Raw genomic sequence first — 12,942 nt, forward strand, 5'->3', positions numbered from 1 at the left:
GCAGTAAGACCGAATCGATCCCGGCTCGGGGGCCGGCTTGAAAGAGGGAAGAAAAGCGTAGCAGTTTTAAGTCTTTGTATTTTCTATATATTTCCAGCGCGCGCACCTGTTTGCCTTTTCCTTTGGCTTTGTTTCGGGAATTTGGATTTTTCGCTCGTTGGAGATCTGGCTTCGTTTCGGGAATCGGCGATTTTCGATACGACGCATCCTCGGAAGCACCACAAATTCTACCTTCTTCCGGCGGGCTGAGCGCAACAGGACCGGGCGTTCATCCAATCTGGCTTTGTTTCGGGATTTTCAGTTTTCCATCTTTCAGGACGGTCTGGCTTTGTTTCGGGAATCGGCGTTTCTCACCGTTTTTGAGCGCCTGGGCCGACACTGAATCCGTGTTGCGAAAGGCGCATATATAGCACATCCAGCCCAAAAATGCACCTTAAGTTCTGTCTTTGTTCTGCAGATTGCCGCTACTGTGGCGGGGTTCCGTTTTCGGCCAGGATCTCGCCGACCAGATAGAGCGAGCCGCAGATCAGGATGCGCGGGGGGACGTCGAGCTTTTTCCAGTCTTCAGCCATCAGGTCGAGCGCCTGGTAGACGTCGATGGCCGGCTGTGCCGTCAGGCCGGCCCGCGCAGCGTCATCGGCCAGCGCGACCGGATCGATGCCGGCTTCCGAACCGCTGACAGGTATGGCGTAGACGTGGCGCACCATATCCTCAAAGACGCGAAAATAACCGAGCGGATCCTTGGTGTTGATCATGCCGGCGATCAGAAACAGCGGCCGCGAGAAACGCTCCTCGAGCTCAGCCAGGGTTTCGGACACGACAACGGCCGCGCCCGGATTATGGCCGCCGTCGACCCAAACTTCTGCGCCGGGCAGCGCCGCGTCGACGATCCGGCCGGACGACAGGCGCTGCATGCGGCCCGGCCAGCTGACAGTCTGCAGGCCTTTTTCGATCGCCTCCGGCGGACAAGCGAACTCCGCGGCCCTGATCGTACGGATGGCGGCGGCCGCATTTGCGATCTGGTGGCGGCCGTTCAGCGCGGGCAACGGAAGATCGAGCAGGCCGGTCTCATCCTGATAGACGAGGCGTCCGTGTTCTTCAAAGGCCTGGAAATCCTGTCCGTAGACGCTCAACGGGCTTCCAAGCCGGTCGGCGGCCGAAACGATCGTTTCGCGCGCCGCGTCCTCGGATTGAGCGCCGACCACAACCGGACATCCCGGCTTGATAATGCCGGCCTTCTCCGCTGCGATCAGCTCCACCCGGTCACCCAGAAAGGCCTGATGGTCGAGCGCGATCGGCATGATCAGGCTGACTGCGGGATCGCTGAGGATGTTGGTTGCGTCGAAACGCCCGCCAAGCCCGACTTCGACAATCGCGACGTCGGCCGGCTGTTCGCTGAAAAGCAGGAACATGACAGCGGTCAGGATCTCGAAAACCGTTATGGGCTGGCCGCCATTGGCCTCGGCTACGCGTTCGATGGCGTCGGCGAAGAGATCATCGTCGACAAGCTGACCCGGCCCCGGTTTCGAGGCTATGCGATAGCGCTCATGCCAGCTCACAAGGTGCGGCGAGGTATGGACATGAACGCCAAGGCCGGCCGCTTCCAGCATGGACCGGCAAAACGCCGTCGCCGACCCCTTGCCGTTGGTGCCGGCCACATGGATGACGGGCGGCAGACGGTCCTGGGGATCGCCGAGGCGGCTCAACAGTTTACGTATGCGTTCGAGCGTAAGATCGAAACCCTTCGGATGAAGGGTCATCAGTCGTTCGATCGCTTCAGTCGCTCTTGTCTTTGTCACCTGGCTCCGGTCCGGCGGCGTCGGACGTCTCGAGTTCCTCGTCAACAGCGGGCGGTTCCGCGGTTTCGGCCAGCGGCGCTTCGGCTTCCGGCTCCCCTGCGACTGCCTCAGGGCCGACAGGCTCTTCAGGCGCAGGCAGTCCCATCAGCATCCTGAGCAGGCTGACAAGCGTGTCCGGCAGTTCGTGGCGGGTCACCACCATATCGACCATGCCGTGTTCCATCAGGTATTCCGATGTCTGGAAGCCTTCCGGAAGCTTCTCATGGACGGTCTGCTCAATGACGCGCTTGCCGGCAAATCCGATCTCCGCGCCCGGTTCGGCGATATGGATGTCGCCGAGCATGGCGTAGGACGCCGTTACGCCGCCGGTCGTCGGGTTGGTCAGCACGACGATATAGGGCAGGCCCGCCTCTTTCAGCATTTCCACGGCGACCGTGGTCTTGGGCAACTGCATCAGGGAGAGAATGCCTTCCTGCATGCGCGCGCCGCCGGAAGCGGGAAACATCACCAGCGGGCATTCGTTCCTGATCGCCGTCTCGAAGGCCTGGACGATCGCCTCGCCCGCAGCCACGCCGAGCGAACCGCCGATGAAGTTGAAATCATGCGCGCAGGCGACGAGCTTCAGCCCCTTGACTGTCCCGATGCCTGCGACGATGGAATCTTCCAGACCTGTCTTTGATCGATTGTCGCGCAGCCGGTCGGTGTATTTTTTGGAATCGCGGAATTTCAGCGGATCCTGCTGAACCTGCGGCGCGGGCAACTCCTCGAATTCGCCCGCGTCGAACAGGTAGCCAAGACGCTGCCGCGCTGTGACCCGCATGTGGTGGCCGGACCCCGGAATGACCCACATGTTTTCCTCAAGATCGGTGTGAAACACCATCTCACCGGTCGACGGGCATTTGATCCAGAGGTTTTCCGGCACCTCACGGCGGCCAAGCATGGAGCCGAATTTCGGCCGTACAAAGCTGGTAATCCAGTTCAAGGCGAACTCCTGTCAATCTGGAGTGTTACGTACCTTCATAATTGGTTATTTATTCGGCTGCGGCAAGGCGTGCGGCGCGCACTCCGTCGGCAAGAGACCGAACAAGATCGGTTACGGCTTGCACCGTATCTCCGGTGGCGCCGTTCTGATCGTCAAGCGAACCGGCGATAGCGTTTACGATCGCCGTTCCAACGACGACGCCGTCCGCCGTCGCTCCGATGGCGCGCGCCTGCTCGCCGGTCTTCACGCCGAAGCCGACGCAGACCGGCAGTTGCGTGTGACGCTTGATGCGCCTGACAGCGGCGCCGACATTGTCCGTATCGGGCAGGGCCGAACCGGTGATCCCGGTCATCGAGACGTAGTAGACGAACCCCGACGTATTGTTGAGAACGGCGGGAAGGCGCCGATCGTCGGTGGTTGGCGTCGCCAGACGGATGAAGTTGACGCCCTTCTCCAGCGCGGGCAGGCACAATTCGTCGTCCATTTCCGGCGGCAGATCGACAATGATCAGCCCGTCGAGACCGGCGGCGACTGCTTCGGTCAGGAAGCGGTCCACACCGTAAATGTAGATCGGGTTGTAGTATCCCATGATCACGATCGGCGTCTCGTTGTCGGTCTTCCGGAACTCGCGGACCATTTCAAGGGTCTTCGCCAGGGTCTGGCCGCCCTTCAGAGCCCTTTGTCCCGCCGCCTGGATGGACGGGCCGTCGGCCATGGGATCGGAAAACGGCGCGCCCAGTTCGATGACGTCGGCGCCGGCCGCCGGCAGCGCCTTCATGATTTCCAGCGAGGCGGCGTAATCCGGGTCGCCTCCCATGAAATAGGTCACCAGCGCCGGGCGTCCCTCCGCAGCAAGCGCCGCAAACCTTTTGTCCATACGTTCGGTCATGTCCGCTCCTACAACTCGATGCCGAGGTGGCGGGCCGCAGTGAAGACGTCCTTGTCTCCCCGGCCGCACAGATTCATGACGATGATCTGATCCCGGTCCATATCCGGCGCCCGCTTGATGACTTCGGCGAGCGCATGCGACGGCTCGAGCGCAGGAATGATGCCCTCGACGCGCGTGAGCCTCTGGAATGCGGCCAGCGCCTCGTCATCCATGATCGGCACATATTCCACCCGGCCCATATCCTTCAGCCAGGAATGCTCCGGACCGATGCCCGGATAATCGAGGCCGGCGGATATGGAATGGCCCTCCTCGATCTGACCATCGGCGTCCTGCAGCAGATAGGTGCGGTTGCCATGCAGAACGCCGGGGCTGCCGGCCGTCAGCGAGGCGCAATGTTCGTCCGTGTCGAGCCCCTTGCCGCCGGCTTCGACGCCGACGATCGCGACCTGCTTGTCGTCGAGGAAGGGGTGGAACAGGCCGATGGCGTTGGATCCCCCGCCAACGGCTGCGACCAGCATGTCCGGCAGGCGGCCTTCCGCCTCCATGATCTGCTCGCGAACCTCGCGGCCGATCACCGACTGCAGGTCACGCACCATCTCCGGATAGGGATGCGGTCCGGCGGCGGTGCCGATCAGGTAATAGGTGTTCTCGACATTCGTCACCCAGTCGCGCAACGCCTCGTTCATCGCGTCCTTGAGGGTGCCGTTGCCGGCCTCGACAGGGATGACCTCGGCGCCGAGAAGCTTCATGCGGAACACGTTGGGCGCTTGGCGTTCAACATCGGTCGCGCCCATGTAGACGACGCAGGGGAGCCCGAAGCGCGCGGCGACCGTTGCAGTGGCGACGCCGTGCTGACCGGCGCCCGTCTCGGCGATGATGCGCGTCTTGCCCATGCGCTTGGCGAGCAGAATCTGGCCCAGGCAATTGTTGATCTTGTGAGACCCGGTGTGATTGAGTTCGTCGCGCTTGAAATAGATCTTCGCGCCGCCCAGCTCCTCCGTCATCCGCTCGGCGAAATAGAGCGGGCTCGGCCGGCCGGTGTAGTGCGTGTTGAGATTGTCCAGTTCGCGCTTGTACTCGGGATCCGACTTCGCGAAGGCCCACGCCTCCTGCAGGTCGAGGATGAGCGGCATCAGGGTTTCGGCAACGAAACGACCGCCGAAAATTCCGAAGCGGCCGTCCTCGTCGGGACCGGCGCGAAATGAATTCGGTTCAATGGGCTTGTTCACGGACACTTCCATATCATAGCGACTTGCACATCAGGCCGCGGGCTGGCTGACAGCTGCGACCTTTTCGAAAAACCGGGAGATCAGTGCGCTGTCCTTGACCCCCGGAGCGGATTCCACGCCCGACGATATGTCGATCGCCCTGGCGCCGGTGGTTTCAAGGGCGGCGCGGACATTGCCCGCATTGAGACCCCCGGAAAGCATGTAATCGATATCGCCGTCAAGCGCGCGCAGCAGCGACCAGTCGAAGGAGACGCCGTTGCCGCCGGGAAGCTCCGAACCTGCAGGCGCCTTGGCGTCAAGCAGGAAACGGTCTGCGACGCCGCGCCAGGCCTGTATCGCTTCGATATCGGCCGCCTCGCGTATCGAGAAAACCTTGATGACGGGCAGGCCGTAGCGCGCGCGAAGCTCGCGAACGCGTTCCGGCGTCTCGCCGCCGTGAAGCTGCAGATAATCCGGTTTGACCTCATCCACGATCCGGTCGAGGACGGCGTCGTCGGCGTTTACGGTGACGGCCACGACGGACGCGCGATCGCCGATCAGGCGGCGCAGGCGGCCGGCTTCTTCCGGCGTCACGTTTCGCGGGCTTTTCTCGAAGAAGATGAAGCCGATAAGGGACGCCCCCGAGGCAAGCGCCGCCTCGATGGTCTCTTTCGTCCTCATGCCGCAGATCTTGACCGTCGTCGTCATGCGCCGCTCGTCGCATGAATCCGTTGCAAAGTCGAGAGTTTTCGTGGTTTTGCGGGGCGACGAAACTCAGCCGAAGTCGACGGCGTGAAGCGCCGAACCGTGGCGCTTCAGCCAGGTTTTCGCCTCGTCCGTGCGCGGGCAGAGCGTCCGGCAGAGTTTCCAGAAACCGGGGCCGTGATTCATTTCGCGCAGGTGCGCGACTTCGTGGGCGGCCAGATAATCGAGCACGTGATCGGGCGCCATGATGATGCGCCAGGAAAAGGAGAGATTGCCTTCCGAGGAACAGGATCCCCAGCGGCTGCGCGTGTCCTTGAGGCGGATGGCCCGGGGCTTGCGGCCAAGGGCGGAGGCATGACGGGCGACGGCGGCCTCGAGTTCCGCGCGGGCCTCGCGCCTGAGATAATCGACAATCCGTCGGGCCAGATGTTCGGGCGCGCCGCCGACGAACAGAATGCGCCCCTCACCGGTCTCGCGGGCCTCGGTGAGACCGCGCGCCGCGCCGGTGCGACGGATAGTGTGATCAACGCCGCGAATCTGGATCGATCCGCCGTCCGCGAGCGAATTCGGCCTGGGCAATTTGCCGAGCCGGGACGATAGCCAGCCATTGTTGCGCAGGAGGAACCGCTCGACTTCACGGTCGCTGACGCCTGGCGGCACGGTCATGCGCAGGGCCCGGCCGCCCGGTTCGATCCTGAGCGTGAGCCGCGTCGCACGGCTGTGTTCCCGGATCGTCAGGGGCAGTCGCCTGCCGGCTACGGCGATATCGCGTTCCTTCGGATTGGCTGGCAATGTCATCAACCGGATTGTCTTCAGGAAATACCTAGCTGATTCTGATTCAATAGCGCAAAACAAAAGAGCGCCCGAAGAGCGCTCTTGAAGTGTTGCTGTTCAGGCGATGGCCTGTCAGTCGTTGTCCTCGAAGCGATCACGTCCGGGCTTGCGCTGGGACATGAAGCGGTCGAACTCTTCCTGGTCCTTGGCGCGGCGCAGTTCGCGAAGATAGTCGTCAAATTCCTGACGCGCTTCATCGAGCTTGCGGCGCTCTTCCTCGATACGCTTGAGTTCAGTTTCACGCCACTCGTCGAAAGCGACGTTTCCGGTGCGCGCATGAAAGCCGCCGTGACGGCGGGTATGCTTGCAGCCGAAGGCCTTGCCACTCGTGGCCTTTCTGAAGTCCTGCTTGAATTCGTCGAGCCGGTCGCCCCAGATAATGTAGGCGAGCATGGCCAGGCCGAGCGGCCAGAACACGACAAATCCCAGAACCATCAGGCCGATAGTGAGAGGCGTCCAGGCCGGACGGAGCATTGAGGTGTTGGTCATTGAATAGCCCTTGTTCAAACAGACGAGACGAAAGTGTCTGCGCGAAAAACCATGTGGGTGGTGAACGCCGCTGATTCAAGAAAGATTCAGAAGTTACCAAGCAAGCTATTGAATAAATTAAGTTTTCTCAGGCGCTTTTGGCTGTCTTGCGAGACCGGGTCGGGCGCTTCGCCGCGGGTTTGGCCGCCGGCGCCGGCTTTTTCGGCGCTTCGTTGTGGGTGCGCATGAAGTCGAGTATGCGTGGCGCGATCTCCGAGCGGAACCGCGATCCGTTAAACACCCCGTAGTGACCGACCTTGGGCTGCATGTAATGCATGCGCTTGTCGTCGGGAATGTTCGGGCAGATATCGTGCGCGGCCTTGGTCTGGCCGACGCCGGAAATGTCGTCATTCTCGCCTTCGACGGTCAACAGCGCCACGCGCTTGATCGCCGACGGGTCGATCAGTTCGTCGCGATGCATGAACTCGCCCTTGGGCAGCGCGTGCTGGATGAAGACGCGCTCCACCGTCTGCAGGTAGAACTCGGCCGTCAGATCCATGACGGCGAGATACTCGTCATAGAATTCCCGGTGTTTTTCCGCCGAATCGCCATCATTGACGACCAGGTGCTGGAAGAAATCCTTCTGCGCGATCATATGCTTGTCGAGATTCATCGACATGAAGCCGGAAAGCTGCAGGAAGCCGGGATAGACTTCGCGCATGAAGCCCGGCTGCGGCCAGGGCACGCGCATGATGACATTGTCGCGAAACCACTCGATCGGGCGATTTTCCGCAAGTTCGTTGACGGCGGTCGGATTCTTGCGCGTGTCGATGGGTCCGCCCATCAGCGTCATCGAGCGGGGAACCTGACCGTCATTGTGCTTTTCCATCTGCGCCACAGCGGCGAGAACCGGGACGGACGGCTGGCACACGGCCATGACATGGGTGTCTGCGCCCATGAAGTGCAGCATCGAAATGATGTAGTCGATGAAATCGTCCAGGTCGAAGAAGCCGTCCGACAAGGGCACCATGCGGGCGTCCGTCCAGTCGGTGATATAGACGTCGGCGTATGGAAGCAGCGTTTCCACGGTTCCGCGCAGCAATGTCGCATAGTGGCCGGACATCGGCGCGACAACCAGGATCTTCGGGTTCTTGCCGCGATAATTCGCCGGCATTGACCGTTCGAAATGGATAAGGCTGCAGAAAGGGCGTTCCCACACGATCTTTTCGTGCACGGAGACCTTCTGCGCGTTGATCGAAATTTCATCGATGCCGAATTCGGGTTTGCCGTAACGGCGCGTCGTCCGTTCGAACAGCTCGAAGCTGGCCGCCATCGCCCTGCCGAATGTCGTGCGGGACATCGGATTTAGCGGATTGGCGTAGGTCATACGCATCGCGTCTGCCGCCGTCCTCCAGGGGAACATGGCGGCGTGGCCCAATTCGTAAAATTGATAGAACATATGCGATCAAACCTCTGCGGGACGCAAACCGCCGATTTTCGCCAAGCTCATGCGTCGGGATCGGCAGACCCGGTTCAGCCGAGCCAAACTAGCATTTTTTTGCTGCGACGCAACAGCGCGAATCAAATGTTACGTAACTCTCTGTACTCGCTCGTTGATTCTCACCAACTCACGGCGCTGAGAGGCAATACAGACCGTCAGATGTCGAGATTGGCGACGCTCAGCGCGTTGTCCTGGATGAAGTCGCGGCGCGGTTCCACCTCGTCGCCCATCAAGCGAGCAAACAGCCCGTCTGCGTCGGTCGCATCCGCAATCTTGACCTGAAGCAGCGTCCGGGCGTTCGGATCAAGCGTGGTTTCCCACAACTGGCTTGCGTTCATCTCGCCGAGACCCTTGTAGCGCTGCATGCTGAGGCCCTTGCGGCCAACCGCGAAGATGGTTTCTAGCAGATCGGCGGGCCCGTGGATCGCCGTCGACTGCTCCTTGCGCAGCAACCGGACGTCGCCCGAATAGATCTCGTCGAGCCTCTGGAACATCTGGTCGATGCGACGCGCGTCGGCGGAGCCGAGAAGCCCTGCGTCAAGCAGATGGGATTCCTTGACGCCGCGCACCGTTCGTTCCAGCAACAGACCGTTCTGCGGAGTGATCTCGCCCGTCCAGCCGCGTTCGGTTTCTTCGGAAATCGCGTCAAGCCGCCCGGACACCCGCGTTGCGATGGCCGCGGCGCGCTCCGGATCGTTCATCGCCTCTATATTGAAGCCGCCGACGATCGCCGCCTGCTCGACGATCCTGCGATCGTAGCGCGAATGCAGATTGTCGATCAGCGCGCGCATACGCCGCGCATCCTCGATGATCGCGCGCAGATCCTGTCCGGCGCGAATTTCTCCGTCGCGAAGCTCGAGCGACGCTTCTTCGAGACCCAGGGCGATCAGGTATTCCTCCAGTTCCGCCTCGTCCTTCAGATATTGTTCGGACTTGCCGCGCGACACCTTGAAGAGCGGCGGCTGGGCGATATAGAGGTGGCCTTGCTCGATCAGTTGCGGCATCTGGCGGAAGAAGAAGGTCAGGAGAAGCGTTCGGATATGCGCGCCGTCGACGTCGGCGTCCGTCATGATGATGATGCGGTGATAGCGCAGCTTCCCGATATTGAACTCGTCCTTGCCGATGCCCGTGCCGAGCGCCGTGATCAGTGTGCCGATCTCCTGGCTGGAAAGCATCTTGTCGAAGCGGGCCCGCTCGACATTGAGGATCTTGCCGCGCAGGGGCAGGATCGCCTGATTTTCTCGCGAACGCCCCTGTTTGGCCGAACCGCCGGCGGAATCGCCCTCGACGAGGAAGATTTCCGACTTGGCCGGATCGCGCTCCGAGCAGTCTGCAAGCTTGCCCGGGAGCGAGGCCACGTCGAGCGCGCCCTTCCGCCGGGTCAGTTCGCGCGCCTTGCGCGCAGCCTCGCGGGCGGCGGCCGCCTCGACCACCTTGCCGACCAGGATCCTGGCTTCCTGGGGATGCTCCTCAAGCCACTGGTTGAGCCCGGCGTTGACCAGATTCTCGACGACGGGACGGACTTCCGAGGAGACCAGCTTGTCCTTGGTCTGGGAGGAGAATTTCGGATCTGGCACCTTGACCGACAGAACCGCCGTCAGGCCTTCGCGGCAATCGTCGCCGGTCAGCGAGACCTTTTCCTTCTTGGTCAGGCCCGAACTCTCGGCATAGGCGACGATCTGGCGGGTGAGCGCGCCGCGAAAGCCGGCCATGTGGGTGCCGCCGTCGCGCTGGGGGATGTTGTTGGTGAAGCACAGCACGTTCTCGTGGTAGCTGTCGTTCCACCACATGGCCACCTCGACGGTGACCCCGTCCTTTTCGCCGACGATGGCGATCGGCTCTTCCACCAGCGACTTTCTGTTGCGGTCGAGATATTTCACAAAGGCCTGGATGCCGCCGTCATAGGACATCTCGGTCTTTCGCTCGTCGGAATGGCGCAGATCCGTCAGCGTGATGCGGACGCCGGAATTGAGGAAGGCGAGTTCGCGAAGCCGATGTTCGAGCGTGTCGAAATCGAACTCCGTCATGGTGAAGGTCTCGGTGGACGGCAGGAAGGTGACCTCGGTGCCGGTTTCGCCGCCGGCGTCGCCGGTCACGGCGAGCGGCCCGTCGGCGACGCCGTGGGTGAAGCTCATCTCATGGATCTTGCCGTTGCGGCGAATGGTCAGCCTGAGCGTGACCGACAGGGCGTTGACCACGGAAACGCCGACGCCGTGAAGGCCGCCGGACACCTTGTAGGAATTCTGGTCGAACTTGCCGCCGGCGTGGAGCTGGGTCATGATGACTTCAGCCGCCGAGATGCCCTCTCCGGAGTGAATATCGGTCGGAATTCCGCGGCCATTGTCGGTCACCGTGCAGGAACCGTCGGCGTTGAGCGTAACCGTGACGTCCGTCGCATGGCCGGCCAGCGCCTCGTCGATGGCGTTGTCGACAACCTCATAGACCATGTGATGCAGGCCGGAGCCGTCGTCGGTGTCGCCAATATACATGCCCGGACGTTTGCGAACCGCGTCCAAACCCTTCAAAACCTTGATGGATTCGGCGCCGTATTCCGGGCTGGACTGGTTTTCGCTGGCGGATTCGTCGCTCATATTGCCTGTTCTTTCCTGCAAGGCGCGGGATTGCTTTCGGCGCTTCCGAATCACCCCTGCCCGTAAGCCTGAATATAATGATTTTTTTCGGTTTTTCCAAATCCGGGATCGTAAAAGACAGGCGGCTCCCGGGTGGTCCACAGGCGCGATCGGAACCGATGCTCCAACTGTTACTGGCGGGCCGGAAGCCATGTACCTATATTGGACGCAAGGAGCAGTTCATGGACGCGCTTATCGAGCCATTCGAGCCACCGGCGCCGAAACCCAGATCGCAACCGCCGAGCCGGCTGCAGGTGATAAAAACCATCTATCGAAACCCCATAGAACTGTGGGGTGAGCCGGCCTACGCCAATCCCGTTTTGAAGGCGAAAATGTTCAACGAGAGCATGATCGTCGCCAACCAGCCGGACTTCATCCGGCATATCCTGGTGGACAATGCGAAGAACTACCGGATGGCGCGGGTGCGCCAGCTCGTCCTGAGGCCGATCCTGCGCGACGGATTGCTGACAGCGGAAGGTCCGGCATGGAAACGCTCTCGCAGGGCGGTCGCGCCCGTCTTTACGCCTCGGCATGCGGCCGGTTTCGCCGACCAGATGCTTGCATGCAGCGAGCGCTTCGCCGAACGTTTCGCGGGCGATGGCGGCGTTCATGACGTGGCGCTGGCGATGACGGACCTGACCTACGAGGTTCTTGCCGCAACCCTGTTCTCCGAGGATCCGGACCCGAATTCGTCGCTGGCGGAGAATGTCGCGCGGCTTCTCGACACGATGGGGCGGGTGGATCCGCTCGATCTGCTCAAGGCGCCGGAATGGATTCCGCGCCTTACCCGCATCCGAGGTCGTGGCTCGCTGAACTATTTTCGCAAGATGGTGCGCGAGATGATCGCCCGACGCCAGGAGATGCTGGCGCGCGGCGAAAAGGCGCCCGAGGATTTTCTGACGCTGCTCATCGCGCAGCAAGGGCCGGACGGCCTGACTGAGCAGGAAGTGGAAGACAACATCCTGACTTTCCTCGGCGCCGGCCACGAGACGACGGCGCGGGCGCTCGGCTGGACGATCTATTGCCTGGCCAATGCGCCGCGGGAGCGCGAGCATGTGGAGGAGGAGGTCGACCGGATCGTCGACAGCGGTCTGGAACCGGTGAAATGGCTGGACGCCATGCCCTATACGAGAGCAGCTTTCGAGGAGGCCATGCGGCTCTACCCTCCGGCGCCGTCGATCAATCGCGAGGCGATCGCCGATGACCGCTGGGGCGAAACGGAGATTCCGGCCGGCACAACAGTCCTCGTGCTGCCGTGGATCCTGCACCGCCACAAATTGCTCTGGGATCGGCCGAACGCCTTTATTCCGGAGCGTTTTCTGCCGGAAAACCGTGCGAAAATCGGGCGGTTCCAGTATCTGCCCTTCGGCGCCGGTCCGCGCGTGTGCATCGGTGCGACCTTCGCGCTGCAGGAAGCCGCCATTGCGCTGGGCGTGCTGATGAAGCGCTTTCGATTCGACTGCACGCAAGACACGAAGCCGTGGCCCGTGCAGCGCGTTACAACGCAGCCGCTCGGCGGCCTGCCGATGACGGTCACGACGCGCCGGTAAAAAATATCTGGACCGGATTTTCGGCGCGCCGTGAATGCAGCGCCAGCCGGAAGTGACCTGTAAAGGCTTATTTCGCGGCGTCGGCCGCGAATTCCTGTGCGCACGGATCAACGCCGTAGGACGGCGCGCAGCCGGCCTTGCTGGCCGTCACGAAATGCGGCGCTGCGAATGCGCCGGCCAGAATGATGGCGCCCGCGACGATGAAGGACGTGACGATTGTCCTGCCGAGTGATTTCTGTTCGGCCATGTTGCCTCTCCGGTTATACGGGCGTTCCCCAACGCCGCCTTGTCAGACGATAATCCGCCTTGGAAGCAATCATTCGACCACTCCGCCTCAGCGAAATCTAGCAAGGAAATACTAACGAAACCTCACGCG

The 12,942-nt window shown here is 61.8% G+C and carries 11 protein-coding genes; 1 reads left to right on the plus strand and 10 read right to left on the minus strand.

Annotated elements, in window-relative coordinates:
- Positions 1–464: 464 nt before the first annotated feature.
- The 9 genes from K1W69_RS13635 to gyrB form a co-directional block, all read right to left on the minus strand.
- Complete coding sequence (locus K1W69_RS13635; protein WP_220229346.1) at positions 465–1,760, minus strand: bifunctional folylpolyglutamate synthase/dihydrofolate synthase; 1,296 nt, start codon at positions 1,758–1,760, stop codon at positions 465–467.
- A gap of 16 nt (positions 1,761–1,776) precedes the next feature.
- Positions 1,777–2,781 carry an acetyl-CoA carboxylase, carboxyltransferase subunit beta gene (gene accD / locus K1W69_RS13640; protein WP_220228875.1) on the minus strand — a complete coding sequence of 335 codons (1,005 nt, stop codon included), beginning with the start codon at positions 2,779–2,781 and terminating at the stop codon, positions 1,777–1,779.
- Between the two features lie 49 nt (positions 2,782–2,830).
- Complete coding sequence (gene trpA / locus K1W69_RS13645) at positions 2,831–3,670, minus strand: tryptophan synthase subunit alpha (RefSeq protein WP_220228876.1); 840 nt, start codon at positions 3,668–3,670, stop codon at positions 2,831–2,833.
- Positions 3,671–3,678: 8 nt separating this feature from the next.
- On the minus strand, positions 3,679–4,911 hold the full coding sequence (gene trpB / locus K1W69_RS13650) for a tryptophan synthase subunit beta (RefSeq protein WP_370688240.1): 1,233 nt from the start codon (positions 4,909–4,911) through the stop codon (positions 3,679–3,681).
- 18 nt (positions 4,912–4,929) lie between these two features.
- Positions 4,930–5,586, minus strand: coding sequence for a phosphoribosylanthranilate isomerase (locus K1W69_RS13655; protein ID WP_220228878.1), 657 nt, complete (start codon positions 5,584–5,586; stop codon positions 4,930–4,932).
- Positions 5,587–5,652: 66 nt separating this feature from the next.
- Positions 5,653–6,381, minus strand: coding sequence for a M48 family metallopeptidase (locus K1W69_RS13660; RefSeq protein ID WP_220228879.1), 729 nt, complete (start codon positions 6,379–6,381; stop codon positions 5,653–5,655).
- Positions 6,382–6,489: 108 nt separating this feature from the next.
- Complete coding sequence (locus K1W69_RS13665) at positions 6,490–6,906, minus strand: DUF2852 domain-containing protein (RefSeq protein ID WP_220228880.1); 417 nt, start codon at positions 6,904–6,906, stop codon at positions 6,490–6,492.
- Positions 6,907–7,033: 127 nt separating this feature from the next.
- Positions 7,034–8,344, minus strand: a complete 1,311-nt coding sequence (locus K1W69_RS13670; protein WP_220228881.1) for a polyhydroxyalkanoate depolymerase — start codon at positions 8,342–8,344, stop codon at positions 7,034–7,036.
- A gap of 197 nt (positions 8,345–8,541) precedes the next feature.
- Entirely contained in the window at positions 8,542–10,977 is a 2,436-nt protein-coding gene (gene gyrB, locus K1W69_RS13675; RefSeq protein ID WP_220228882.1) for a DNA topoisomerase (ATP-hydrolyzing) subunit B, read from the minus strand.
- A 221-nt stretch (positions 10,978–11,198) separates the two neighbouring features.
- On the opposite strand from gyrB, the gene K1W69_RS13680 reads away from it, so the two are divergent.
- Positions 11,199–12,566: a cytochrome P450 gene (locus K1W69_RS13680; protein ID WP_220228883.1), complete on the plus strand. Its 1,368-nt coding sequence runs from the start codon at positions 11,199–11,201 to the stop codon at positions 12,564–12,566.
- Positions 12,567–12,633: 67 nt separating this feature from the next.
- Here the strand turns inward: K1W69_RS13680 and K1W69_RS13685 are convergent, their stop codons facing one another.
- Complete coding sequence (locus K1W69_RS13685; protein WP_220228884.1) at positions 12,634–12,813, minus strand: hypothetical protein; 180 nt, start codon at positions 12,811–12,813, stop codon at positions 12,634–12,636.
- Between the last annotated feature and the right edge of the window lie 129 nt (positions 12,814–12,942).

The organism is Flavimaribacter sediminis, assembly GCF_019492055.1.
Taxonomy (GTDB): Bacteria; Pseudomonadota; Alphaproteobacteria; order Rhizobiales; family Rhizobiaceae; genus Flavimaribacter; species Flavimaribacter sediminis.